This window comes from Bradyrhizobium mercantei (assembly GCF_001982635.1).
Taxonomy (GTDB): Bacteria; Pseudomonadota; Alphaproteobacteria; order Rhizobiales; family Xanthobacteraceae; genus Bradyrhizobium; species Bradyrhizobium mercantei.
Genome location: NZ_MKFI01000005.1, coordinates 111,013 through 134,117 on the forward strand (window position 1 = coordinate 111,013; position 23,105 = coordinate 134,117).

The window sequence follows — 23,105 nt, forward strand, 5'->3', positions numbered from 1 at the left end:
ACCGCTTTGCGCTCCACGCGCAATTTGGTTTTGACCTCCTGCTGCGGCCTTACGCCTCATGCGTTCGATCTGCTGAGCGCGGGCCGCCGGTCAGGACGCGGCACCCGCCATCGCGAGACGAGCCGCAGGGCGCTCGGCCACGGCCGCGGTCCGATCACCGATCATTTGCGCGGCCTTCTCGCTATTGACCGGCGGGCTGAAGTGGAAGCCCTGAACTTCCACGCAGGCATCGGCGCGCAGGATGTCGAGCTGCTCCCTGGTCTCGACGCCTTCGGCCGTCGTCGTCTTGCCGAGGCTGACGGCGAAGCGAACGACCGCACGCGCGATCCGCCGCGACTCGTCCGATCCGCCCGAGAGCTCGGACACGAAGCTGCGGTCGATCTTGACCTTGTCGAACGGAAACTTCTGCAGGAAGCTCAGCGACGAATAGCCGGTGCCGAAATCGTCGAGCGCAATCCGCACCCCGAGATCGTGCAGCTGGCTGAGCGCCGCGAACACCGCTTCGCTGTCCTGGATGATGGCCGTTTCGGTGACTTCCAGCTCGAGCCGGTCAGGAGCAATCCCCGCGCTCGCCAGCGCGTGCACGATCACCGGGACCAGCTCCGCGCTCCTGAACTGCACCGGCGACAGGTTGATCGCGATCTTGAGATCATCGGGCCATTTGGCGGCTTCCGCACAGGCGGTGCGCAGCACCCACTCCCCGAGCGGCACGATCAGGCCGGTCTCTTCCGCCAGCGGAATGAACTGCGCCGGCGACACCATGCCGCGCTGCGGATGATGCCACCGCAATAGCGCCTCGAAGCCGCAGGTCTCCCCGCTCGCGACATGGATGAACGGCTGATAATGCAGCTCGAACTCGCCATTGGCGAGCGCGTTGCGCATGTCGCGCTCGAGGCTGCGCCGGGCCTGCAGCAGCCGGTCGAGCTCCGGTTCGAAGAAGCGGAACGAGCCGCGCCCGCCGCTCTTGGCCGAGTAGAGCGCAAGATCGGCGCTGCGCAGCACCTCGTCCGAATCGGTGCCGTCACGCGGCGCGATCGCAATGCCGATGCTGGTGGTGGTGGTCACCCGGTGATGGCCGAGATCGATCGGCTCGCTGAGCGCCTTTCTGATCTTCTCGGCGAGCAGACCAGCTTCCGTGACCGGATCGGTGACGTAGTCGATGACAGCGAACTCATCGCCGCCGAGCCGCGCCACCAGCGTGGTGTCGCCGACGCAGCGGCGCAACCGCGCGGCCACCGACTTCAAGAGCGCGTCGCCTGCCGGATGTCCGAGCGTGTCGTTGACCTCCTTGAAGCGATCGAGATCGAGCATCAGCACCGCAAGGCTCGGTCCGCCGCACCTCGCGCCGGAGAGCGCCTGCTCCATCCATTCCCTGAGCAGGACGCGGTTCGGCAGGTCGGTCAGCGCGTCATGCTGCGCCATATAGGTGATCTTGGCCTCGGAGCGCCGCTGCTCGGTGACGTCGCGATGCGTCGCCACCCAGCCGCCGCCGGGCATCGGCTGCCGGGTCACGCAGATCAAGCGGCCGTCGGCGAGCTCGTCGACCCGGCTGCTGATCTCGTCGGCCGGCAGCGCGTTCAATGTCGCCAGCACCTGCGTCGCGGCGCTGTCGCTGGTCTCGCCCTTGAGAATGCCGTTGGCGATCCGGTGCGTGATGATCTCGCGATGGGCGGTGCCGGGCAGGAGCAATTCGGGCGGGAGCCGGTACATCTTGGCGTAACGCTCGTTGCAGACGACGAGGCGTTTCTCCGCATCGAACATGCAGAGCCCCTCGCCCATGTGGTTGATCGCCGTGTCCAGCCGGAACCTCTGTTCCTCCAATTCCTTCTGCGACGCCTCGACCTGCTGCCGCGCCAGCGAAAGCTGGCTGATGATCTCCTCGAAGCGGCGGGTGCGCAACGCCAGCCGGCGGTCCGCGAGCACGCCGACCAGGCTCATCCCGAGCACCGAGAGCGCCACCCCCGCGATTACGATGGCAAGGAAGGCGGGAGACAGCGACAGCGCTGCCGGCGCCTGTAACGGATCCGGAACGATCTCCACCGCGCCCATCGCGGTGAAATGATGCGACACGATCGCAAGCGTCAGCAACAGCGCCGCGACCAGCGACATCCAGCGATCCTGATGGCGGACCGCGACCGAGAGCGCGGCGTAGCCGAACAGCATGCCGAACACGATGGAGGCCGCCACGAGGTCGAGCGACCACGCCACATGGCCCGGCACTTCCAGCGCCCACATTCCGAGATAATGCATGCTGGCGATGCCGGCGCCGATCACGGCGCCGCCGACCGGCGCGCGCCAGGGGCTGGAGTCGCTGGCGGCAAGGCCGAGGCCGCCGGATGTCAACATCATCGCGACGGCGAGCGACAGCGCGGTGAGGACGATGCCGTAGCCGGTCGGCACGCCCGGCTCGTAGGCGAGCATGGCGATGAAATGCGTTGCCCAGATCCCGTAGCCGATCGCAGCGCCCGCGATCGCAATCCAGATCAGCCGCGTCCGCGCCTGCGATGCGATCGCGCGATGGAAGATGTTGACGGCAACGATGCTGGCAACGAAGCAGACCAGTCCGGCGAGCAGAACGAGCCGCCAGTCATGCTCACCTGAAAGGCACGTCAGAACACGAAACATGCGTCGGTCCATGGTTGTCCGCGTGGACAAGCTAGGCCGATTGCATTGTCGTCTCGATAATTTTCCGCAACTTTTGGTGGCATGGTTATCCGCGCGTAAGCCGATTCCACACGGAAATTGATGACCCCATAAATTCTACACGCGATCTGCAAACGCGCGTCTTCAACCTTCGAGCGGAACCAGCACGGTTTCACCGGTTGCGACCAGAGACGCCTCGCCCTGCTCGCCCTCCGCAAACAGTTCCGCGCGCGCAAAGATCTGCCTGCGCCCGGCACGCAGCGTGTTGCCCTTGGCGATGAAGCAGCGGCCCACCGCGGGCTTCAGGCAATTCATCGAGAAATGCGATGCAGTGACGGAACCCGCGATCGACGCCGCGGCAAAGCCGCAGGCGGTGTCGAGCAGGGCCGCGATCATGCCGGCGTGCAGGTGCCCCGCATATTGGGTGAGATCGTCGCGCCATCGCATGCGCAGCTCCACCTCGCCGGCACCGGCGGAGACCACCTCGAAGCCGGCAAGCCGGTTGAAGGCCGCCGATGCGTTGGTTGCAACGAGTCGTTCGAGATCGAATCCAGGGCCAGCGCTCATGCAATTCTCCATTGCGGCGGCCGTCGCTCCAGACTGACCCTGACCGCCTCGATGTGATTGGGCGTGCCGAGCAGCAGCGCCTGCTCGGCGGTTTCAGCCGCGAGCACAATCGCCGCATCGCCGTCGGCGGCAAGATTGAGCAGCCGCTTGGCGGCGCGGATCGCATCCGGGCTGCGGTCAGCGATCACGCGCGCGGTCTGAAGCGCAGCGGCGCGCGGATCTTCGACGATCCGGGTGGCGAAGCCGTAACCGAGCGCGTCTTCGGCGGAGAACACGCGGGCGGTGTAGGTCAGTTCGCGGACCACGTCCTCGCGTGCGAGATGGCGCATCAGCTGCGTGCCGGCCATGTCGGGCACCAGGCCCCATTTGGCTTCGATGATCGCAAGCCGCGTGCCGGGCGCGAGATATCTGATGTCGGCACCGAGCATCAGTTGAAAGCCGCCGCCGAAGGCTATGCCATGGACTGCGGCGATCACCGGCACCGGCAGCTCACGCCAGAGCCATACCAAATGCTGCGCGAAATTGGCGATGCCGTGGGTCCGCTGGCCAAGATCGGCAAATGGCAGGATGGATTCGCCCTCGGTGGTGGCGACGAGACGCTCGATGTCGAGGCCGGCGCAGAACGCCTGCCCTTCGCCCGACAGCACCACGGCGCGGACCATGGGGTTGCCGGCGAGCTGTGCGCCGACATCGGCGATCGCGGTGAACATCGCCGGATCGAGTGCATTGAGCTTGTTCGGGCGGTTGAGCCTGACCTCGGCAACGCCATTGGCGATGCTCAGGCTGATGCGATCGCTCGTCATCATCGTGCTCGCTAGTAGCCGGCGGCGGCAAGCGCCACGACCGCGCTCATCGCCATCCAGCCGAAGTGACGGAAGCGGGTCGCGACCGCATTCGCCAGCGCGGCGCAGCCGAACACGACGGCGAGCGTCGCCACGATCCAGTGCCGCGCGGCATCGGAGGCCATTGCGGGCGCGGCGATGAGCAACACGCCGCCGCCGATCCAGGCGACGGTGCCGGCCTGATAGACCAGCCGGAGCAACAGGCGCAGCCGCGGCGGCTCCACGATGGCGCGCGCGAATATCTTGGTCTCGCCGAGCACGCCATGGATCAGGCTGACCAGGATGGCAATGACACCGGCGCCTTGCAGCAGAAGATCACGCATCGCGATATCTCCATACAGTACTGTATGGAGAAGACATCAACGGCTGGCGCCTGTCAATACACTTGTGTATGGTGGAGGCGCAGACGGGGAACCATGACGGAACAGCTTTCGGCCAAGGACTGGCTCGATCAGGGCCTGAAGACGCTGGCGCGGCGCGGCTTCACGGCGCTGAAGGCCGAGCCGTTGGCCAAGGCCATGGGCGTGTCGCGCGGCAGCTTCTACTGGCACTTCGCCGACATCGGCGCCTATCGCACCGCGATCCTGACCCATTGGCGCGAGGTTGCGGCCGAGCAGGTGATCGCCGAGCTCGAGACCATTCCGGAAGGCGGCGACGCGCTGGCGCTCTTGCTGCGCCGGACCTTCTCGGCGCGGCTGGCGCTGGAACGCGCGGTGCGCAGCTGGGCCACCACTGATGCCGCGGCGCGCGCCGCCGTGCTCGAGGTCGACCAGCGCCGCATCGGCTATATCGAAACCCTGCTCCGGCAGGCCGGATTCCCCGACGCGGTGGCGCGCGGCCGTGCGCAGATCTTTTATTGGGCGTTCATCGGCTACGCGCTGTCCGAGCAGACGCTGCCGAAGGCGCAGCAGCAGGCCGCGATCGACGAGTTGCTGCGGATCGCCAGGCGCTGACAGCCTCTATTTGGATGTGCTAGATGTCGGCGAGCCGGAGACCGCAATGAATTCGACGACCGATCATCTCGAAAGCACCGCCGACCCAAAACTGCTCGAAATCCTGGTGTGCCCGATCACCAAGGGACCGCTTGAGTTCGACGCCGCACGGCAGGAGCTGATCTCGCGTTCCGCCAAGCTCGCCTATCCGATCCGCGACGGCATCCCGATCATGCTGCCGGAAGAGGCGCGCAAGATCGATTAAAGCGCCTCGCCCTTCAGCAGCCGCGGCACTTCGCCTGACAATCCCGCCGCCTGGCGGATGAACATCTCCTTCAGCGGCGGCGCGCGATCGACGAGGCCGAGGCCGATGTCGCGCACGGTGCGCAGCAGCGTCGATTCGTTGGAGAACAGGAAGTTCAGCGAGTTGGTGGCAACGCCCATCGCCATCGTGTCAAAGCGCCGCCAGCGCTGATAGCGCTCGAGCACGTCGGCCTGTCCGAGATCCATGCCGAGCCGCGCCGCATCGACCACGACCTCGGCAAGTGCTGCGACATCCTTCAGGCCCATGTTGAGCCCCTGCCCCGCGATCGGATGGATCACATGCGCGGCGTCGCCGATCAGCGCCAGCCGTTCGGCGATGAACGAGCGCGCGACGAAATAGCCGAGCGGGAATGCGCGTGGCTTGTCGAGCGGCTTGATCTCGCCGAGATGCAAACCAAAACGCTGCTCGAGCTCGGCGTGGAATTGCTCTTCATTCAAGGCGACAATACGGGCGGCGTCCTTGCGCGTCTCGGTCCACACCAGCGACGAGCGGTTGCCGGTCAGCGGCAGGATCGCGAACGGGCCCGCGGGCAGGAAATGCTCCTCGGCGCGGCCGTGATGCGCGCGCTCATGCCCGACCGTGACCACGATGCCGGATTGATCATAGTCCCAGCCATGGATCGCGATCCCGGCGCGCTCGCGCAGCTTCGAGCGCGCGCCGTCGGCGGCGACCAGCAGGCTGGCATCGATATCCGCGCCGTCGGCCAGCTTGACGCTGACCCCGTCGGGCCGCGACTCGAAGCTCGACACCGCGGTGGCGCGCAGCTCGACGCCCTCGGCTTCGGCGCGCGCGGCCAGCGCATCGATCAGATAGCGGTTCTCGACCATGTGGGCGAACGGCTCGCCGGGCTCGACATTGCCGGCGAAGGTCAAAAACACCGGACGCGTGGCGTCCTCGAGCTTGGAGTCGGTCACGACCATGTCCGTGATCGGTTGCGCGGTCGGCGCGACCTGGCCCCAGACGCCGAGCGTCTCGAACAACCGCCGGCAGGCCGCCACGATCGCGGTCGCACGCGGATCGCGGCTCGGGCGCAGGCTCAGCGCCGGATCGGCCACGATCACGGGGATGTCGGGCCCAAGCCCCTGGCGCAGCGCCACAGCCAGCGCCAACCCTGCAAATGCGCCCCCGCAGATGACAATACTTCGCTGTGCCGGCATGCCGTTCCCTTACGCGCCTTACGCCCTCAGACTGTGCTTGCTACCTGATTATAGCTGGGCGAAACAGGGGATAGAAACAAGGCCCAGATCTAGCGGTCGTCATTCCGGGGCACGCGCAGCGTGAACCCGGAATCCACTGGGCCACACGATCCGCAGATGAATGGATACCGGATTCTCGCTTCGCGAGCCCCGGAAGGAGAACGCTTCGCGATGTCCAAGAGCCTGATCGACCTGTTGTCCATCCTCGATCTCGAGCAGCTCGAGGTGAATTTGTTCCGCGGCAACAGCCCGAAGACGAGCTGGCAGCGGGTGTTCGGCGGCCAGGTGATCGGCCAGGCGATGGTCGCGGCCTGCCGCACCGTCGAGGGCCGCCTGCCGCATTCGATCCATTGCTATTTCATCCTGCCCGGCGATCCGCAGATCCCGATCATCTACCAGGTCGAGCGGCTGCGCGACGGCAAGAGCTACACCACCCGCCGCGTCACCGCGATCCAGCACGGCAACGCGATCTTCTCCATCATGGTGTCGTTCCACGCCGAGGAGGAGAGCAACTTCAATCACCAGGAGAAGATGCCCGACGTGCCGCCGCCGGAGAAGCTGACCGCGGAAGAAGTGTCGAAGCAGCCGATGTTCAAGGAGATGCCGGAGTTCATCCGCCGCTATTACGAGAGCGACCGGCCGATCGAGCTGCGCCCGGTCGAGCTCGGCCGCTATTTCGGCCAGAAGATCGACGACGGCCGCATCCATGTCTGGATCCGTACCGCGGCAAAGCTGCCCGACGATCCGGCGCTGCATCTGTGCGCGCTCGCCTATGCGTCGGATTTCTCGCTGCTCGATGCGGTGATGGCGCGCTACGGCCGCACGCTGTTCGACCGCCGCATGATGCCGGCGAGCCTCGATCACGCGATGTGGTTTCACCGCCCGTTCCGCGCCGACGAATGGCTGCTTTATGCGCAGGATTCGCCTAGCGCGCAGTCCGGCCGCGGTCTGACCCGCGGCCTGATCTTCAAGCCCGACGGCACCCTGGTGGCGTCCGTCGCGCAAGAGGGTTCGGTGCGCGAACGCAAGTAACCCGTCAATTACCTGCGTAGGCGCCGCGCTCGGTCAGCGCGAATTGCGAGATGATCCAGTTGCCGTACCAGCGCAGCACCCACGGAATCGGGATCAGGAAGCCGCAGCCGATCGTGAACACGATGGTTCGCCACAGCACCTCGAGGCCGGAGGCATTGAAGCTGACCTCGCGGCGTGTGCCGTCGACGTTGCTGCAGATCCAGCGCATCCATGCGGTCAGCACCCAGGCCCAGCCGATGATGGTGATCGCCGAGATCACCATCGCCACATACCAGCCGATATAGGCGACCGGGCTGCCCTTGAATGAGATCGGCAGGTCCTGGCCGCTGGAGCTGAGATGGCCCAGGATCCAGCGGACGATCATCCAGCTCAGGAAGCCCTGCAACACCAGCGAGAGCAGCGTCACGATGTTGCTGTTGGCGGCGCCGGCATAGGTCAGCAGACCGAGCACGACGAAGACCCACCAGATGTCGAGCGGCTGCCCGGTGAAGGCGAGATGCGGCCGGCCCGGCACGCGGATATAGGGAATCGCAAAGCGGTACAGCGCGGTCGCGGTCCACGGCGCGGGGATGACGAAGATCTGGCCGATGAACATCAGGAGGCTGCGTCCGAACAGGCCCCAGATTGGGAAGTCGGCCGACAGCGCGCCGCCGCTATAGTTTGCCGACGCCGCCACCGGCGGCGGTCCGCCGGCCTGCGGAAACGCCGGCGGCGCGCCCGCGGCGCTGGGGACGAGGCCCGGAATTTCCCCGGCCTTCTGCCAGCCGGCCATGCCCTCGGTCCACACCAGCGTATCGGCTCCCACCATGCCCCGGGTGATCAGGTCGCGGAGCTGGGCTTCAGGCAGGGGGCCTTTTTGCTGGCCTTCGGATGCATAAAACCAGTTTCGGTTCGACATTTCTTGGTACCTCGGGGCACGCGTGCGGGACACGCGGTAGGCGAAACGAGCCAGCGGATCCACTGGCCGGGGCGGGAAGGCCATATTCTGGCCGACGGTTGTCGTCCCGTACAGTGACGGAGTTCACCGGCTGCGCACGTTTTCCCCTTCAACCTGCAACTTTTTTGTGCCATTTGCCCAGAAAGCTGCCAGATTTGGCGCGCGCGAAACGCTGGCCGGGGACGGCAATTTGCCGCTCCGGCGACGGCCGGACACGGAAAACCTCTAGGGAATGAAGGCCTGAACCATGAAACTCGTCGTCGCGATCATCAAACCGTTCAAGCTGGATGAGGTCCGCCAGGCCCTGACCGCGATCGGCGTCCACGGCATGACGGTGACCGAGGTGAAGGGCTATGGCCGCCAGAAGGGCCACACCGAGATCTATCGCGGCGCCGAATATGTCGTGAACTTCCTGCCCAAGCTCCGGATCGAGATCGCGGTCGATTCCAACCTCGCCGAGCAGGCGGTCAGCGTCATCACCCAGCACGCCCGCACCGGCCAGATCGGCGACGGCAAGATCTTCGTGACGCCGATCGACCACGCCTTGCGCATCCGCACCGGCGAGACCGACAACGACGCGCTCTGAGTCTTATCGAGATCACGGCCGGCAACGACGCCGGCACACCCAGACAATCCGCACCAAGAAACGACGACACGCCGGGGAATGATGATGGGGGCACGAGCTCTTCGTGCAGCGATAACAGCTGCGCCGATCACTGCTGCAATCCTGCTCGCACAGGCCGCGCCGGCTTTCGCGCAAGACCAGGCAGCCAATTCCGGCATCAACGCCGCCGACACCGCCTGGATGATCGTCGCCACCGCGCTGGTGCTGATGATGACGATCCCGGGGCTCGCGCTGTTCTACTCCGGCATGGTGCGCAAGAAGAACGTGCTGGCGACGATGGCGCAGAGCCTCACCGCCGTTGCGCTGATCTCGATCCTCTGGGTCACGTTCGGCTATTCGCTGAGCTTCGTCGGCGACGGGCCGTGGCTCGGCTCGCTCGATCGCTGGTTCCTGGCGGGACTGACGATGGACAGCGTCAATCCGGCGGCCAAGACCATCCCCGAAGTGCTGTTCATGCTGTACCAGATGACGTTTGCGATCATCACGGTGGCGCTGGTCGCGGGCTCGGTCGCCGACCGCATGCGCTTTTCCGCCTATGTGCTGTTCTCGATCGGCTGGTTCATCTTCGCCTATGTGCCGCTGGCGCATTGGGTGTGGGGCGGCGGCTTCCTCGCCTCGGCGGGCGTGCTGGATTTCGCCGGCGGCCTCGTCGTGCATCTCTCCGCCGGCATCAGCGGCCTGGTCGCAGCCAAGGTGATGGGCAACCGGCACGGCTACGGCCATGACAATCTGTCGCCGTTCGACCTGTCGCTCGCGGTGGTCGGCACCGGCCTGCTCTGGGTCGGCTGGTTCGGCTTCAATGGCGGCTCGGCGCTCGCGGCCAATTCGCGCGCCGTGTTTGCAATCACCGCCACGCATCTTGCAGCCTGTGCCGGCGCGCTGACCTGGGGCGCAATCGAATGGGCGACGCGCCGTAAGCCGTCGGTGCTCGGCATGATCTCGGGTGCGGTCGCAGGGCTCGGCACCATCACTCCGGCCTCCGGTTTCGTCGCGCCATGGCACGGCGTCATCATCGGCATCATTGCCGGCCTGGTCTGCTTCTGGGCCTGTACCTGGCTGAAGCATCGCTTCAAGTATGACGATTCGCTCGACGTGTTCGGCGTGCACGGCATCGGCGGCCTCACCGGCACGCTGCTCGCGGGCGTTTTCGCGGTCGCCGCGATCGGCGGCACGTCAGGCCTGTTCGAAGGCAATCCGAAGCAGCTGCTGATCCAGCTCTACGGCGTCGCCGTCACGTTCGTCTGGTGCGGCGGCATCACCTTCGTGCTGCTCAAGCTGGTCTCTGCCTTCGTCCCGCTGCGGGTCTCGATGCAGCAGGAGCTCGAGGGCCTCGACATCTCGCAGCACGGCGAGGCGCTGCAGTAGCAGCCGAACTCGCAGGGCCATGGCAAATCCGCAAAACAACCCCATGCAAAGGGCCCGGGGAGCGCCGCGACGTCACGCAGCACGGCGCTGAGGCAGTTCAGGCTTGCGCAACACATAAGTATGTGCTTATGTGTCGGCATGATCGACACCGATATCTTCAAGGCGCTGGCCGATCCGACCCGCCGCAAGGTCTTTGAAAAGCTCGCCGGCGGCAGCCTGAACGCCAGCGCCTTGCGCGATGGCCTTGAGATCAGCCAGCCGGCGATGTCGCAGCATCTCGCGGTGCTGCGCGCGGCCGGCCTGGTGCGTGAGCAACGGCAGGGCCGCTTCGTGAATTATGAAGTCGACCCGGACGGCATCGCCAGCATCGGGACCTGGCTCGCCCGCTACCGCGCCTATTGGCCGAAGCGGATCGAAGCCCTCGCCGACCTGCTGAAGGACATGGATCAATGAGCGACGCAGTGAAGCCTGATCACGCCGACGCAGCCCTGGTGATCGAATACGAGCTCGACGCCCCGCCGGAAAAGGTCTGGCGCGCCGTGACCATTCCGGCGCTGCGCGAACGCTGGCTTCCGGATTGCGATCTCGCCGGCGCCGAGCCTGAAGCAACGATCACGGGCGAGGAGGTGCGTTACCGGCTCCGCGAGTCCGAGCCGCCGTTCCGCGAAAGCCATGTCACCTTCCGGATCGAGCCGAACGAGGCCGGCGGCACACGGTTTCGCATCATCCAGCAAGCCTGCGACATCAGGGAAGAACGGCCGCAACCGGCCAACAGCAACCGCCGCACCCTGATGCGCGCGGCCTGATCGCAAACTTCACCGCTGAGACTTCATCACCTGCAGAAATGGAGGTCGCCGATGCGCGACATGATGCAACTCGTCCCCATGGTCATCGAACAGTCGACCCGTGGCGAGCGTTCCTTCGACATCTATTCCAGGCTGTTGCGCGAACGGATCATCTTCCTGAACGGCGAGGTCAATGATGCGATGTCCGGGCTGGTCTGCGCCCAGCTGTTGTTCCTCGAGGCCGACAACCCCAACAAGCCGATCAACCTCTACATCAACTCCTATGGCGGCGTGATCACCAGCGGGCTTGCGATGTACGACACCATGCAGTTCATCAAGGCCCCCGTGCACACGCTGTGCATGGGCACCGCGCGCTCGATGGGCTCGTTCCTGCTGATGGCCGGCGAGCCCGGTCACCGCGCCGCGCTGCCCAATGCGAGCCTCCACGTGCATCAGCCGCTCGGCGGCTTCCAGGGCCAGGCCTCCGACATCCTGATCCATGCCACCGAGATGCAGGAGACCAAGCGGCGCATCATCCGGCTTTACGCGCAGCATTGCGGGCGCACCGAGGCGGACGTGGAACGGACGCTGGACCGCGATCACTTCATGTCGGCGCAGCAGGCGCTCGACTGGGGGCTGATCGACAAGGTCTTCGCGGCACGCGACGCCGCCTGACGCGGGATTCGCGGAGCGGTCGCGCAATCCTGGCGACAGCTCCCTCTTCCCCTTCCCCCTGAAAGGGGGAAGGTCGGGATGGGGGTCGAGCTGCAGGCAACGTTGCAAGTGGAGAGAGCAGATCCCCACCCGCTTTGCTCTGCGAGCAAAGCGACCTCCCCTTTTCAAGGGGAGGTTGGAACCAGCCTACGGGCGCTTCAGCCGGATACCGCGAGCTGCCGCGCCGCTGGGCAGAATTGTGTCCGGACTTGGCCGTGCCTGAGTTCTAGACAGGCCTGATGATATTTTAGGCGCGACGGAATAGCGCAGGGGCGCCGTCCTCCCGCAAAGCGGGAAAATACCCGGATTCATAATCCATTAGCGAAGTCCGGCCGACTGGCACGGCATTTGATTCTAAGGGTCCCGGCTGTGCCCGCGTAGTGGAAGTCCTCCGCGTGGTGAACCTCAGTCGAAACTCCCGGCGCCCGTTTGCGCCGGGCCCAAGCGGGGATAGGACTCATGAAAATTGTTATGGCGATCATTAAGCCATTCAAGCTGGAAGAGGTCCGTGACGCCCTGACCGCCATTGGCGTTCACGGTCTCACGGTGACGGAAGTCAAGGGCTACGGCCGTCAGAAGGGGCACACGGAAATCTATCGCGGCGCCGAATATGCCGTGAGCTTCCTGCCCAAGATCAAGATCGAAGTCGCAGTCAACTCCGATCAGGTCGACAAGACCATCGACGCCATCACCTCCGCCGCCAAGACCGGACAGATCGGCGACGGCAAAATCTTCGTCATCAGCCTCGAGCACGCCGTGCGCATCCGCACCGGCGAGGCCGATGCCGCGGCCCTCTGATTTCGCGCACAAACCTTAAGACCTCAGGAGTGAAATAACATGACGTTCAAGCGTCCCTATGGCGCGGGACTGGCGGCCCTCGCAGTCGGCCTGTTTGCCGCAACCGCCGCCTACGCCGAGCCAACCGTCAACAAGGGCGACAACGCCTGGATGCTGACATCGACGGTGCTGGTGCTGTTGATGACCATCCCGGGCCTCGCGCTGTTCTATGGCGGCCTGGTCCGCTCCAAGAACATGCTCTCGGTGCTGGCGCAGGTGTTCTACACGGTCTGCCTGGTCACCGTGCTCTGGGCTCTCTACGGCTACAGCCTCGCCTTCACCGGCGGTTCCGACTTCATCGGCGGCTTCTCCAAGGCCTTCCTGATGGGCGTCACGCCGGACTCGAAGGCTGCGACCTTCTCGGTCGACGCCAACATCTCGGAGCTCGTCTATATGTGCTTCCAGATGACCTTCGCGGCGATCACGCCGGCCCTCATCGTCGGCGCCTTCGCCGAGCGCATGAAGTTCGCGGCGATCGCGCTGTTCATCCCGCTCTGGGTGACCCTGATCTACTTCCCGATCGCGCACATGGTCTGGTACTGGCCGGGCCCGGACGCGATCCAGGATGCCGCCAAGGCGCTCGCCGCTGCGGCTGACGGTGCGGCCAAGACCGCGGCGCAGGCCAAGCTCGACGAGATCAACGCCGATGCCGGCTGGATCTTCAAGAAGGGTGCGATCGACTTCGCCGGCGGCACCGTCGTGCACATCAACGCCGGCATCGCCGGCCTGGTCGGCGCGCTGCTGATCGGCAAGCGCACCGGCTACGGCAAGGAGTTGATGGCTCCGCACTCGCTGACCATGACCATGATCGGCGCCTCGCTGCTCTGGGTCGGCTGGTTCGGCTTCAACGCCGGCTCCAACCTCGAAGCCAATGGCGGCGCTGCACTCGCCATGACCAACTCCTTCGTGGCAACGGCCGCGGCGGCGCTGGCCTGGATGTTCGCGGAATGGATCATCAAGGGCCATCCCTCGCTGCTCGGCGCACTCTCGGGTGCGGTCGCGGGCCTCGTCGCGGTGACGCCGGCGGCCGGCTATGCCGGTCCGATGGGCGCCATCGTGCTCGGCCTCGTGGTCGGCGTGGTCTGCCTGTTCTTCTGCACGGTCGTGAAGAACGCGCTCGGCTATGACGACTCGCTCGATGTGTTCGGCGTCCACTGCGTCGGTGGCATCATCGGCGCGCTCGGCACCGGCATCCTGGTCAACCCGGCGCTCGGCGGTGCAGGGATCATCGACTACACCGCGATCCCGCCGAAGGTCGCCGATTACGACTTCGCGGCGCAGATGATCTCGCAGGTCTGGGGCGTCGGCACCACGCTGGTGTGGTCGGGCATCGGTTCGGCGATCCTCTACAAGATCGTCGACGTGATCGTCGGCCTGCGTGCCAACGTCGAGACCGAGCGTGAAGGCCTCGACATCACCGAGCACACGGAGCGCGCCTACAACATGTAAGAGTTCTCCCGGGGCGCGACCTCCCCAAGCGGTCGTTCCCAGAACTACGGTCCGGACACATACCCGGCAATGTCCGGGCCGTTGAGGGGCTCCAGCGCAAGTTGGAGCCCCTTTCTTTTTTCCGCGGCTTGAGAAAATATTGTCGGAATTGCCTGTCATCGTAGAATGACAGGCTACAACCAATAAGAATGGGAGGACGTCATGAAGGTACAAGGCAGGTGCTATTGCGGCAACGTACGCTATGAGGCCGAGGGCGAACCGATGATGGCGGCGCAATGCCTGTGCCGCGAATGCCAGTACATCACGGGCGGCGGGCCGAACATGTTCATGGCGATGCCGACCACCGGCTTCAAATACACCGCAAGCCAACCCAAGCAGTTCACGCGCAAGGACCTCGAGCGCGCCGTGACCCGCGAGTTCTGCCCGGAATGCGGCACCCATCTGGTGACCAAGGTGCCGGGCCTGCCCGCCACCATCCTGAAGGTCGGCACCTTCGACGACCCCAGCGTGTTCACGCCTCAGATGACGATCTACACCTGCGACAAGCAGACCTTCCATCATCTGCCTGACGGCAAGCCGTCGTTCGAGAAGCTGCCGGCGCGGTAGGCGTCGCAGATCCGGCACGTAGCCCGGATGGAGCGCAGCGAAATCCGGGAACGGTCTCTCCCGCAGAGGCGCCGTTCCCGGATCACGCTCGCTTCATCCGGGCTACGTAGCTACAGTTCGTCGTCTCGAATGACACCACCCAGTCGAGCTTGCAGCTTGCGCAGGACACTCAGGACCAGCTCGTCCTGATGGAAGTGGCGGCCACTCATATCTGCCTGAACACATGAACCTCCGTCAGTTGCGTCTGCGATGCTGAAATATGCAACCGGGGTCTCGTCATCCGCCAGGAGCAACCATGGATCGACTTGGCGTGGAAGCACCGCAGATAGCTCGCTCCGGACAAGCGACACCTCGCCCAGCTCTTCGAGAAAATAGCTCTTCATCGATCTTTCGCGCTCGAGAATACACCCGGACTAGCCCTTGCCCCGACAACTGCCGCGACCACCAGCGCGTAGCCCGGATGAAGCGTAGCGCAATCCGGGAACGACGTCTGCGCAGGAGAGACCGCCCCGGATTTCGCTACGCTTCATCCGGGCTACGGCGCCGCGCGCTCGTCATGGCCGGGCTTGACCCGGCCATCCATCTTGCTTCGCGAGACTCTTTTCCGATGATGGATGCCCGGTTAAGCCCGGGCATGACGAGTTGCTTCAGTCGATCAGAACTTCCTCATCGGGCAACGCGCTCGGTGCGCCGTCGCGCAGATAGCCTTCAAGGATCGTGGCAAGCGAAAACGGGGTAAGCCGCTCTTCGGCGCTCGCGAGATCGGCGACCGGCCACCAGCGGAAGCAGTCGAGCACCTTGGCCTCGGCGTCGTCGGCCATGACAGGCGCGAATCGATCGGCGTGAACGATCCGGTACTCTTCCTTCTGGGAGATCCGCCGGCCGCCCCAATTGAAGGTGTGGTGACGCCGCCAGACGGTTGGGCCGGGCTCGAAATCGAGCAGTCCCAATTCCTCGGCCAGTTCGCGCTGCAACGTCGCTTCCGGCGTCTCGTCGCCCTCGATGCCGCCGCCGGGAGCGACCCAGAAGCAGTCGCCGCCATGCGGCGGGCGGATCCGCAGCAGCAGGACTTCGCGCTCGGCCGTGATGATGAGCGCCCTCACGGCGCGGCGGTGGATCATGTCCAGGAGCAATTCGGAGCAATTTCGGTGCGATTTTCTCAGGCCAGCGCTGATATCACGCGGCGGCCGATCGTGCCGCGCCGCCGATGGTTAATCGCGTCTTAACCTCGCCCTATCTATGGTGATTTGATCGGTTTACGGTCGGCGCCCCTACCCTCCGACCGCAGTGAAAGTACTGGCATTTCAACCATGGCAATGACCGCCTCATCCGGCTTGGCGCAGGGCGCCGGCGATGTCGCATCCGCCGGCCAGGCCGAGCGTTCCCCGTTCTTGCGTACGACCGAGCTGCTGGCGCCCTATCAGCCCGCCAAGCCCTTGATTACGCTGTCATTAGGTGAGCCGCAGCACCCGGTGCCCGATTTCGTCGGGCCGGTGCTGGCAAAATATACCGCTGATTTCGGCCGCTACCCGATCGCCAAGGGCATCGAGCCGTTCCGCCGCGCGGTCGCGGCCTGGCTCGGAAGCCGGTTCCAATTGCCGCGCCCGGTCGACCCCGAGAGCGAGGTCATGGTCTTGAACGGCAGCCGCGAGGGGCTGTTCTTCGCCGCGATCACGGCGTCGCGCTACGTCTCGCCGCGCAAGGGCCGGCCGGCGATCCTGATGCCGAATCCGTTCTATCCGGCCTACGGCGCCGGCGCCCGCGCGGCCGGCTGCGAGCAGATCTATCTGCCGACCACGCTCGCCAACGGCTTTCTGCCCGACCTTGATTCGATCGACGAGGCGACGCTGGCACGCACCGTCGCCTTCTTCATCGCCTCGCCCGCCAATCCGCAGGGCTCGGTGGCCTCGCGCGCCTACTTCACGCGGCTGAAAGAGCTCGCCGACCGCCATGGCTTCATGATCCTGAGCGACGAGTGCTATTCGGAGATCTACACCGGCGAGGCACCGGGCAGCATCCTCGAATGCGCCGGTCCCGACTTCAGCAATGTCGTTGCGTTCCAGTCGCTGTCGAAGCGTTCGAGCCTGCCGGGCATGCGCGTCGGCTTTGCCGCGGGCGACGGGAAATTTCTCGCCGCGTTCCACGAGCTGCGCAATGTCGCAGCACCTCAGGTGCCGGTGCCGCTCCAGCATGTCGGCGTCGCCGCCTATAGCGACGAGGCGCATGTCGAGGAGAACCGCAGGCTCTATCGTATCAAGTTCGATTTCGCCGACCAGATCCTCGGCAACCGCTACGGCTACAAGCGGCCGGCCGGCGGCTTCTGCGTCTGGCTCGACGTCTCCGATCGCGGCGGCGACGAGGCGGCTGCCGTCAGGCTCTATCGGGACGCCGGCGTTCGCGTGATCCCCGGCAGCTATCTGGCGCGCCAGCAGAACGACGGTTCCAATCCGGGCGCGGGCTATATCCGCCTTGCGCTCGTCTCCGACAGTGAATCCACGGCCGAGGCGATGCATCGCCTGGTCGAAACCCTGGGTTAATCGCGAAGCGCGAAGATTGAGTATGCCAGCGATCGAACGTGTCATCCCCCTGGTCGGCCATCTGCCGCTCTCGTTGCGCGAGGCGCTGGCCCGACGGCTGCGCGAACTCACCGGGCTCGGCCTGATCGCGCTGTCAGGCGCCATCGCTGCGGCGCTGATGACCTGGTCGGTGCAGGATCCGTCGCTCAGCCACGCCACCTCGCGCGCGATCCGCAACGTGCTCGGCTATCCCGGCGCGATCGGCGCCGACCTGTTGATGCAGATCCTCGGCCTCGGCGCGATCATGCTGGTGCTGCCGGTCGCGGTGTGGGGCTGGCGGATGCTGACGCATCGTCCGTTCGACCGCGAGGCGCTGCGGCTCGGCTGCTGGATCCTGTGCACGGTGATCGCGGCGGGCTTCGCCAGCTGCTGGCCGCACAACACCTCATGGCCGCTGCCGACCGGGCTCGGCGGCGTGGTCGGCGACGCGCTGCTGCGCGCGCCTGCCGTCGTGTTCGGCCCGCCCGGCTTCCTCTATCGCGTCGTGCTCGGCCTGATCCTGTTCGTCGCGATGACTGCGTGCTTCCTGTTCGCCTGCGGCTGGGGCGCCAAGGAGCAGGACGACGAGCTGACGCCGATCACTGACGAGGACGAGCCGTTCGTCGAGGACGAAGACAACGACCGCAGCTCGGTCTCGCTGGGCTGGCTGTTCCATGCGCTGATGAGCGCGAAAGCGCGGCTCGGCTGGCTGTTCTCCACCGCCTATAGATCGCTGGTGTCGAGCGGATCGCAGGGCCGCAGCGCCGCCTTCGAGCGCCAGGAGCCGAATATCGGCGGCGGCCGCGCGGCGCCCTCGATCGCGCCCGCGCATGAAGATCACGACGAGGACGACGCCGAGGATCCCGGCGACGACGAAGAGGAAGAAGAGGACGAGGAGGAAGCTCCCGCCGCCCGCGCCCCGCGCAAGAAGGCCGAGCCGAAGCCGAAGAAGAAGAACTCCGACAAGTTCGAGCTGCCGTCGGTCTCCGTGCTCAGCGCGCCGAAGGCGAGCGATCGCCAACCGCTGAGCAAGGCCGAGCTCGAAGCCAATTCGCGCGCGCTCGAAGGCGTGCTGCAGGATTTCGGCGTGCGCGGCGAGATCGTGAAAGCCAACCCGGGCCCGGTGGTCACGCTGTACGAGCTCGAGCCCGCGCCCGGCATCAAGTCGTCGCGCGTGATCGGCCTGTCGGACGACATCGCGCGCTCGATGAGCGCGCTGTCGGCGCGCGTCGCCGTGGTCGCCGGCCGCAACGCGATCGGCATCGAGCTGCCGAACGCGCATCGCGAGAAGGTTTACCTGCGCGAGCTCCTGGTCGCCAAGGAGAGCGTCGATTCGGTTGCGAAGCTGCCGCTGTGCCTCGGCAAGACGATCGGCGGCGATCCCGTCATCATCGATCTGGCCCGCACGCCGCACATGCTGATCGCCGGCACCACCGGCTCCGGCAAATCGGTCGCGATCAACACCATGATCCTGAGCCTGGTCTACCGGCTGCGCCCGGACCAGTGCCGCCTGATCATGGTCGACCCGAAGATGCTCGAACTTTCGGTCTATGACGGCATCCCGCATTTGCTGACGCCCGTCGTCACCGATCCGAAGAAGGCGGTGGTGGCGCTGAAATGGGCCGTGCGCGAGATGGAAGAGCGCTACAAGCGGATGGCCAAGCTCGGCGTGCGCAACATCGACGGCTACAATGCCCGCCTCGTCGAGGCCAAGGGCAAAGGCGAAGAGCTGACGCGCACCGTGCACACCGGCTTCGACAAGGAGACCGGCAAGGCGATCTACGAGGAAGAGAAGCTCGACCTCGAGCCGCTGCCCTATATCGTCATCATCGTCGACGAAATGGCCGACCTGATGATGGTCGCCGGCAAGGACATCGAAGGCGCGGTGCAGCGCCTCGCGCAGATGGCGCGCGCCGCCGGGTTGCATGTGATCCTCGCCACACAGCGTCCGTCGGTCGACGTCATCACCGGCACGATCAAGGCGAACTTCCCGACCCGCATCGCCTTCCAGGTGACGTCGAAGATCGACAGCCGCACCATCCTCGGCGAGATGGGCGCCGAGCAGCTGCTCGGCCAGGGCGACATGCTCTATATGGCGGGCGGCGGCCGCATCAGCCGCGTGCACGGCCCGTTCGCTTCCGACGAGGAAGTCGAGAAGGTGGTGCGCCACCTCAAGACGCAAGGCGCCCCGGAATATCTCGAAGCGGTCACGGCGGAAGAGCCGAGCGAGGAAGACGGCGCGGTGTTCGATGCCACCGGCATGGGTGGCGACGGCGGCGGCGACCTGTTCACGCAGGCGGTTGCGATCGTCAAGCGCGACCGCAAGGCGTCGACCTCCTACATCCAGCGCCGGCTGCAGATCGGCTATAACCGCGCCGCCTCGTTGATGGAGCGGATGGAACTTGAGGGCATCGTCGGCCCGGCGAATCACGCCGGAAAGCGCGAAATCCTGGTCGGGGAGGAAGAAGGCCAGTTCTGATCGGGGGCGATCATCACGGAAAAACCATATCTCCCTCGGAAGAGGCGGGATAGAATCCGGCCAAGCGGGACGAGCGTCGAACAGAGACCTGACATATCTGATGGCAAAATACCTCATTGACCGCGGCGCGCGCACTGCGCTGGCTCTTCTCGTCACCGCCGCGATCGCCGGCGGCGCGACTGCGCAGAATGCGCCGGCGCCGAAATCCGCACCCAACGCAGGATCCAAGACTGCGCCGAAGGCCAAGGACGCCGGCGCGCAGAGCAATGCGGACAAGGGCCCGACCACCACGGGCGCCACCCAGGCACCGCCCAACCCGGTGATCCCCGATCCGCGCCGCAACGTCCCTGCCAATATCTTCCAGACCTTCGACGCCAACCAGAAGGCACAGGCCGCCAAGGTCTCGGCCTATCTGTCGTCGCTGCAGACGCTGGTCGGGAATTTCGTCCAGGTCGGTCCCGACGGCACCAAGACCAAGGGCGATTTCTACATCCAGAAGCCGGGCAAGCTGCGCTTCGAATATGACGATCCGAGCACCATCGAGGTGATCGCCGACGGCTCGTCGGTCGCGGTGCGCGACCGCAGGCTCGCCACCCAGGACGTCTATCCGCTGTCGCAGACCCCGCTGCGCTATCTGCTGTCGGACCGCATCGACCTGATGAAGGACACCAACGTCATCAGCGTCACCGCCGACGACGTGTTCGTCAGCATCACGATCGAGGAGAAGCAGGCGCTGGTCGGCACCAGCCGCTTCCTTTTGATGATTGGCGCCAAGGACGGCAAGCTCAAGCAGTGGACCGTCACCGATCCCCAGGGCTACGACACGACCGTTGCAGTCTACAATCTCGACGTGACGCAGAAGCCCGATCCGGGGCTGTTCAAGATCGACTTCACGACCTATCCCGGCTCCTCGCCGGGCTAACGCACTCTTCTCCCTCGCCTGTGGACAATTGAAACCCCCACTGAGAACCATGCTAAGACGCGGTTCTCATGCGGTTCTCCGTCACCACCTGGAACATCAATTCGGTGCGCCTGCGCATCGACATCGTCGCCAAGTTCCTGAAGAGCGCGCGGCCCGACGTGCTGTGCCTGCAGGAGACCAAATGCATCGACGATGCGTTTCCGCTGAAGCGCTTCAAGCGGCTCGGCTATGAGCACGTCGCGCTGAACGGACAGAAGGGCTATCACGGCGTCGCCATCGTCTCGCGGCTGCCGTTCGAGACGACCGACATCCGCACCTTCTGCGACAAGATCGATTCGCGGCACATCTCGGTTTCGTTCGGCGAGAAAGCGCAGCTGTCAAAGCCCTTGGTGCTGCATAATTTCTACGTCCCGGCCGGCGGCGACATTCCCGATCCCGCGCTCAATCCGAAATTCGAGCACAAGCTGCAATTCCTCGACGAGATGAAGGCCTGCGAGCCGCTGCATCCGCGCGGCGAGGACCGCCACATCCTGGTCGGCGACCTCAACGTCGCGCCGCATGAGAACGACGTGTGGTCGCACAAGCAGCTGTTGAAGGTGGTCTCGCACACGCCGGTCGAGACCGAGAAGCTGCTCGCCGCGCAAGCGCATGGCGAATGGTTCGACATCGCGCGCGAGCGGATCCCGATGTCGGAGAAGGTCTACACCTGGTGGAGCTATCGCGCCGCGGACTGGACCGTCGGCGACCGCGGCCGCAGGCTCGACCACATCTGGGTCTCGCGCGCACTGAAGGACCACGTCAGCGACTTCAAGATCACCCGCGACGCCCGCAGCTGGGAGCGCCCGTCCGACCATGTGCCGGTGACCGCGGTGATGGAGGTTTGAGGCTCTCGCCGAATCGGAAACCGTCATCCTGAGGTGCGAGCGGAGCGAGCCTCGAAGGATGAATCGGCCCCACTGGTGGCCGTCGACCCTTCGAGACGCGCGCAAGAGCGCGCTCCTCAGGGTGACGGATCATTGAACTGCCGGTAACAGCGGGCTAGGTACTCAGCTTCCCGCCCGCCATCAGGATATCGCTCGCCAGCTGGCTGGTGCGCAGTGCGAGTTCGTCGCGCAGGCGGCGGGCGGCGGCGGGATCGCTTTCCAGCACGCGCTGGAACAGGCTGCGTGCGACGCGGATCACCGAGCCGCGCTCCAGTGCGGTCGCGGTCGACGGCCGTTTCATCGCGACGATCAATGCGAGCTCGCCGATCAGCGCGCCGGGACCTGCGATGATCTCGGCGCCGCCTTCCTCGACCCGGAAGGTGCCGCGCTGCACGACATAGCCGGCGTCCGCAGTGTCGCCGGTCTTGAACAGCACTTCGCCTGCGTTGAAGTCGCGTTGCTCGGAGCCGATCGCCAGCATGCGCAAGGAGCTGTCGCCCAACAGACGCATCGTCGGGACCCGCTCGAGCAGGGCTACGTCATCATCGATCGACATTCAGGTCCGGTAACCGCGGTGCGCCTCGATTTCACGAATCGTTGAGCGCGAAGCGTATCACGGCACCAGCTTGTAGCCACCGGCTTCCGTGACCAGGATTTCCGGGTTGGCGGCGTCCTTCTCGATCTTCTGGCGGAGGCGGTAGATGTGGGTTTCCAGCGTGTGGGTGGTGACACCGGAATTGTAACCCCAGACTTCCTGGAGCAGGGTCTCGCGCGACACCGGCATCTGGCCGGCACGGTAGAGAAAGCGCAGGATCGCGGTTTCCTTCTCGGTCAGCCGCACCTTGCGGGCGTTGGCGCCGGTCAGCATCTTGGAGCCGGGCCGGAACGAGTAGGGGCCGACCGAGAACACCGCGTCCTCGCTGGCCTCGTGCTGGCGCAGCTGGGCCCGGATCCGGGCCAGCAGCACCGCAAAACGAAACGGCTTGGCCACATAGTCGTTGGCGCCGCTTTCCAGCCCCAAGATCGTATCGGAATCGGTGTCGTGGCCGGTCAGCATGATGATCGGGGCCTTGAAGCCGCCCTTGCGCAGGCTGCGGACCACTTCGCGGCCGTCGGTGTCGGGCAGGCCAACATCCATCAGGACCAGATCGGGGGAATTGGCTTTGGCGGCAGTGGCGCCCTTGGCGCCGGTATCGACTGCGGAGGCTTCGAATTCCTCGTGCAGGGACAGCTGCTCGACCAGCGTATCGCGCAGATCGGTATCGTCATCCACGATCAAGATCTTGCGGGCATTGGCCATAGGTACAATCCTTCGGGGGCGGGGCGGTCAGAAGCGGAGGACGCTTATGGCCGTAACATCGGCTAGATATG

25 protein-coding genes are annotated in these 23,105 nt (G+C 65.3%); 15 read left to right on the top strand and 10 right to left on the bottom strand.

Features of this window, described 5'->3' with window-relative positions; all coding sequences use genetic code 11:
• Positions 1-90: 90 nt before the first annotated feature.
• From BI327_RS23220 to BI327_RS23235, 4 genes are all read right to left on the bottom strand, one after another.
• The gene (locus tag BI327_RS23220; protein WP_076864245.1) at positions 91-2,625 is read right to left on the bottom strand and encodes a bifunctional diguanylate cyclase/phosphodiesterase; all 2,535 of its coding nucleotides are present in this window, start codon (positions 2,623-2,625) and stop codon (positions 91-93) included.
• Positions 2,626-2,787: 162 nt separating this feature from the next.
• A complete protein-coding gene (locus BI327_RS23225; RefSeq protein ID WP_076863361.1) occupies positions 2,788-3,210 on the bottom strand; it encodes a PaaI family thioesterase in 423 nt (140 codons plus the stop codon).
• A complete protein-coding gene (locus BI327_RS23230) occupies positions 3,207-4,013 on the bottom strand; it encodes a crotonase/enoyl-CoA hydratase family protein (RefSeq protein ID WP_076863363.1) in 807 nt (268 codons plus the stop codon). Before BI327_RS23230 ends, BI327_RS23225 begins: the two co-directional genes overlap by 4 nt.
• A gap of 11 nt (positions 4,014-4,024) precedes the next feature.
• On the bottom strand, positions 4,025-4,375 hold the full coding sequence (locus BI327_RS23235) for a hypothetical protein (protein WP_076863365.1): 351 nt from the start codon (positions 4,373-4,375) through the stop codon (positions 4,025-4,027).
• 93 nt (positions 4,376-4,468) lie between these two features.
• Here BI327_RS23235 and BI327_RS23240 point away from each other — a divergent pair, with 93 nt between their 5' ends.
• Together BI327_RS23240 and BI327_RS23245 are read left to right on the top strand one after the other, a co-directional pair.
• Positions 4,469-5,005, top strand: coding sequence for a TetR/AcrR family transcriptional regulator (locus BI327_RS23240; protein WP_076863366.1), 537 nt, complete (start codon positions 4,469-4,471; stop codon positions 5,003-5,005).
• A gap of 46 nt (positions 5,006-5,051) precedes the next feature.
• Positions 5,052-5,249: a Trm112 family protein gene (locus BI327_RS23245; RefSeq protein WP_018269337.1), complete on the top strand. Its 198-nt coding sequence runs from the start codon at positions 5,052-5,054 to the stop codon at positions 5,247-5,249.
• Here the strand turns inward: BI327_RS23245 and BI327_RS23250 are convergent.
• Positions 5,246-6,466 carry a ubiquinone biosynthesis hydroxylase gene (locus tag BI327_RS23250; protein WP_076863368.1) on the bottom strand — a complete coding sequence of 407 codons (1,221 nt, stop codon included), beginning with the start codon at positions 6,464-6,466 and terminating at the stop codon, positions 5,246-5,248. The two genes, BI327_RS23245 and BI327_RS23250, sit on opposite strands and share 4 nt — an antisense overlap.
• 210 nt (positions 6,467-6,676) lie before the next feature.
• Here BI327_RS23250 and tesB point away from each other — a divergent pair, with 210 nt between their 5' ends.
• Positions 6,677-7,537, top strand: coding sequence for an acyl-CoA thioesterase II (tesB, locus tag BI327_RS23255; RefSeq protein ID WP_076863370.1), 861 nt, complete (start codon positions 6,677-6,679; stop codon positions 7,535-7,537).
• A 4-nt stretch (positions 7,538-7,541) separates the two neighbouring features.
• Here tesB and BI327_RS23260 read toward each other — a convergent pair whose 3' ends face one another.
• On the bottom strand, positions 7,542-8,435 hold the full coding sequence (locus BI327_RS23260; RefSeq protein WP_076863372.1) for a DUF4339 domain-containing protein: 894 nt from the start codon (positions 8,433-8,435) through the stop codon (positions 7,542-7,544).
• Positions 8,436-8,721: 286 nt separating this feature from the next.
• Here BI327_RS23260 and BI327_RS23265 point away from each other — a divergent pair, with 286 nt between their 5' ends.
• From BI327_RS23265 to BI327_RS23300, 8 genes are all read left to right on the top strand, one after another.
• Positions 8,722-9,060 (top strand): P-II family nitrogen regulator, encoded by a 339-nt coding sequence (locus BI327_RS23265; protein ID WP_024583102.1) that lies wholly within the window; start codon positions 8,722-8,724, stop codon positions 9,058-9,060.
• A gap of 84 nt (positions 9,061-9,144) precedes the next feature.
• A complete protein-coding gene (locus BI327_RS23270; protein ID WP_076864246.1) occupies positions 9,145-10,464 on the top strand; it encodes an ammonium transporter in 1,320 nt (439 codons plus the stop codon).
• Between the two features lie 138 nt (positions 10,465-10,602).
• On the top strand, positions 10,603-10,917 hold the full coding sequence (locus tag BI327_RS23275) for an ArsR/SmtB family transcription factor (RefSeq protein WP_076863374.1): 315 nt from the start codon (positions 10,603-10,605) through the stop codon (positions 10,915-10,917).
• Positions 10,914-11,270: an SRPBCC family protein gene (locus BI327_RS23280; RefSeq protein WP_076863377.1), complete on the top strand. Its 357-nt coding sequence runs from the start codon at positions 10,914-10,916 to the stop codon at positions 11,268-11,270. The genes BI327_RS23275 and BI327_RS23280 overlap by 4 nt, the downstream gene beginning before the upstream one ends.
• Before the next feature lie 51 nt (positions 11,271-11,321).
• Complete coding sequence (locus BI327_RS23285) at positions 11,322-11,924, top strand: ATP-dependent Clp protease proteolytic subunit (protein ID WP_076863378.1); 603 nt, start codon at positions 11,322-11,324, stop codon at positions 11,922-11,924.
• Between the two features lie 498 nt (positions 11,925-12,422).
• Positions 12,423-12,761 carry a P-II family nitrogen regulator gene (locus BI327_RS23290; protein WP_024583097.1) on the top strand — a complete coding sequence of 113 codons (339 nt, stop codon included), beginning with the start codon at positions 12,423-12,425 and terminating at the stop codon, positions 12,759-12,761.
• A 39-nt stretch (positions 12,762-12,800) separates the two neighbouring features.
• The gene (locus BI327_RS23295) at positions 12,801-14,249 is read left to right on the top strand and encodes an ammonium transporter (RefSeq protein WP_076863380.1); all 1,449 of its coding nucleotides are present in this window, start codon (positions 12,801-12,803) and stop codon (positions 14,247-14,249) included.
• A gap of 201 nt (positions 14,250-14,450) precedes the next feature.
• On the top strand, positions 14,451-14,855 hold the full coding sequence (locus tag BI327_RS23300; protein WP_076863381.1) for a GFA family protein: 405 nt from the start codon (positions 14,451-14,453) through the stop codon (positions 14,853-14,855).
• Positions 14,856-14,965: 110 nt separating this feature from the next.
• Here the strand turns inward: BI327_RS23300 and BI327_RS23305 are convergent, their stop codons facing one another.
• Positions 14,966-15,238 (bottom strand): hypothetical protein, encoded by a 273-nt coding sequence (locus BI327_RS23305; protein WP_076863385.1) that lies wholly within the window; start codon positions 15,236-15,238, stop codon positions 14,966-14,968.
• Between the two features lie 264 nt (positions 15,239-15,502).
• Positions 15,503-15,976 (bottom strand): NUDIX hydrolase, encoded by a 474-nt coding sequence (locus BI327_RS23310; protein WP_076863387.1) that lies wholly within the window; start codon positions 15,974-15,976, stop codon positions 15,503-15,505.
• Between the two features lie 189 nt (positions 15,977-16,165).
• Between BI327_RS23310 and BI327_RS23315 the strand changes: the two genes are divergently transcribed.
• The 4 genes from BI327_RS23315 (at position 16,166) to BI327_RS23330 (ending at position 21,695) form a co-directional block, all read left to right on the top strand.
• Entirely contained in the window at positions 16,166-17,392 is a 1,227-nt protein-coding gene (locus BI327_RS23315; RefSeq protein ID WP_076863389.1) for an aminotransferase class I/II-fold pyridoxal phosphate-dependent enzyme, read from the top strand.
• Positions 17,393-17,408: 16 nt separating this feature from the next.
• Positions 17,409-19,889, top strand: a complete 2,481-nt coding sequence (locus BI327_RS23320) for a DNA translocase FtsK (RefSeq protein ID WP_076863390.1) — start codon at positions 17,409-17,411, stop codon at positions 19,887-19,889.
• A gap of 100 nt (positions 19,890-19,989) precedes the next feature.
• Positions 19,990-20,811 (top strand): outer membrane lipoprotein carrier protein LolA, encoded by an 822-nt coding sequence (locus BI327_RS23325; protein ID WP_076863392.1) that lies wholly within the window; start codon positions 19,990-19,992, stop codon positions 20,809-20,811.
• 68 nt (positions 20,812-20,879) lie between these two features.
• The gene (locus BI327_RS23330; protein WP_076863394.1) at positions 20,880-21,695 is read left to right on the top strand and encodes an exodeoxyribonuclease III; all 816 of its coding nucleotides are present in this window, start codon (positions 20,880-20,882) and stop codon (positions 21,693-21,695) included.
• 154 nt (positions 21,696-21,849) lie between these two features.
• On the opposite strand, the gene BI327_RS23335 is transcribed toward BI327_RS23330, so the two are convergent.
• Both BI327_RS23335 and BI327_RS23340 read right to left on the bottom strand, forming a co-directional pair.
• Entirely contained in the window at positions 21,850-22,290 is a 441-nt protein-coding gene (locus BI327_RS23335; RefSeq protein ID WP_050627983.1) for a Crp/Fnr family transcriptional regulator, read from the bottom strand.
• Positions 22,291-22,347: 57 nt separating this feature from the next.
• Positions 22,348-23,034: a response regulator transcription factor gene (locus BI327_RS23340; RefSeq protein ID WP_016841446.1), complete on the bottom strand. Its 687-nt coding sequence runs from the start codon at positions 23,032-23,034 to the stop codon at positions 22,348-22,350.
• Between the last annotated feature and the right edge of the window lie 71 nt (positions 23,035-23,105).

Coding starts and splice junctions, on each gene's coding strand:
- BI327_RS23220 (WP_076864245.1), bottom strand. CDS start 2,625: ATGTTTCGTGTTCTGACGTGCCTTTCAGGTGAGCATGACTGGCGGCTC.
- BI327_RS23225 (WP_076863361.1), bottom strand. CDS start 3,210: ATGAGCGCTGGCCCTGGATTCGATCTCGAACGACTCGTTGCAACCAAC.
- BI327_RS23230 (WP_076863363.1), bottom strand. CDS start 4,013: ATGACGAGCGATCGCATCAGCCTGAGCATCGCCAATGGCGTTGCCGAG.
- BI327_RS23235 (WP_076863365.1), bottom strand. CDS start 4,375: ATGCGTGATCTTCTGCTGCAAGGCGCCGGTGTCATTGCCATCCTGGTC.
- BI327_RS23240 (WP_076863366.1), top strand. CDS start 4,469: ATGACGGAACAGCTTTCGGCCAAGGACTGGCTCGATCAGGGCCTGAAG.
- BI327_RS23245 (WP_018269337.1), top strand. CDS start 5,052: ATGAATTCGACGACCGATCATCTCGAAAGCACCGCCGACCCAAAACTG.
- BI327_RS23250 (WP_076863368.1), bottom strand. CDS start 6,466: ATGCCGGCACAGCGAAGTATTGTCATCTGCGGGGGCGCATTTGCAGGG.
- tesB (WP_076863370.1), top strand. CDS start 6,677: ATGTCCAAGAGCCTGATCGACCTGTTGTCCATCCTCGATCTCGAGCAG.
- BI327_RS23260 (WP_076863372.1), bottom strand. CDS start 8,435: ATGTCGAACCGAAACTGGTTTTATGCATCCGAAGGCCAGCAAAAAGGC.
- BI327_RS23265 (WP_024583102.1), top strand. CDS start 8,722: ATGAAACTCGTCGTCGCGATCATCAAACCGTTCAAGCTGGATGAGGTC.
- BI327_RS23270 (WP_076864246.1), top strand. CDS start 9,145: ATGGGGGCACGAGCTCTTCGTGCAGCGATAACAGCTGCGCCGATCACT.
- BI327_RS23275 (WP_076863374.1), top strand. CDS start 10,603: ATGATCGACACCGATATCTTCAAGGCGCTGGCCGATCCGACCCGCCGC.
- BI327_RS23280 (WP_076863377.1), top strand. CDS start 10,914: ATGAGCGACGCAGTGAAGCCTGATCACGCCGACGCAGCCCTGGTGATC.
- BI327_RS23285 (WP_076863378.1), top strand. CDS start 11,322: ATGCGCGACATGATGCAACTCGTCCCCATGGTCATCGAACAGTCGACC.
- BI327_RS23290 (WP_024583097.1), top strand. CDS start 12,423: ATGAAAATTGTTATGGCGATCATTAAGCCATTCAAGCTGGAAGAGGTC.
- BI327_RS23295 (WP_076863380.1), top strand. CDS start 12,801: ATGACGTTCAAGCGTCCCTATGGCGCGGGACTGGCGGCCCTCGCAGTC.
- BI327_RS23300 (WP_076863381.1), top strand. CDS start 14,451: ATGAAGGTACAAGGCAGGTGCTATTGCGGCAACGTACGCTATGAGGCC.
- BI327_RS23305 (WP_076863385.1), bottom strand. CDS start 15,238: ATGAAGAGCTATTTTCTCGAAGAGCTGGGCGAGGTGTCGCTTGTCCGG.
- BI327_RS23310 (WP_076863387.1), bottom strand. CDS start 15,976: ATGATCCACCGCCGCGCCGTGAGGGCGCTCATCATCACGGCCGAGCGC.
- BI327_RS23315 (WP_076863389.1), top strand. CDS start 16,166: ATGGCAATGACCGCCTCATCCGGCTTGGCGCAGGGCGCCGGCGATGTC.
- BI327_RS23325 (WP_076863392.1), top strand. CDS start 19,990: ATGGCAAAATACCTCATTGACCGCGGCGCGCGCACTGCGCTGGCTCTT.
- BI327_RS23330 (WP_076863394.1), top strand. CDS start 20,880: ATGCGGTTCTCCGTCACCACCTGGAACATCAATTCGGTGCGCCTGCGC.
- BI327_RS23335 (WP_050627983.1), bottom strand. CDS start 22,290: ATGTCGATCGATGATGACGTAGCCCTGCTCGAGCGGGTCCCGACGATG.
- BI327_RS23340 (WP_016841446.1), bottom strand. CDS start 23,034: ATGGCCAATGCCCGCAAGATCTTGATCGTGGATGACGATACCGATCTG.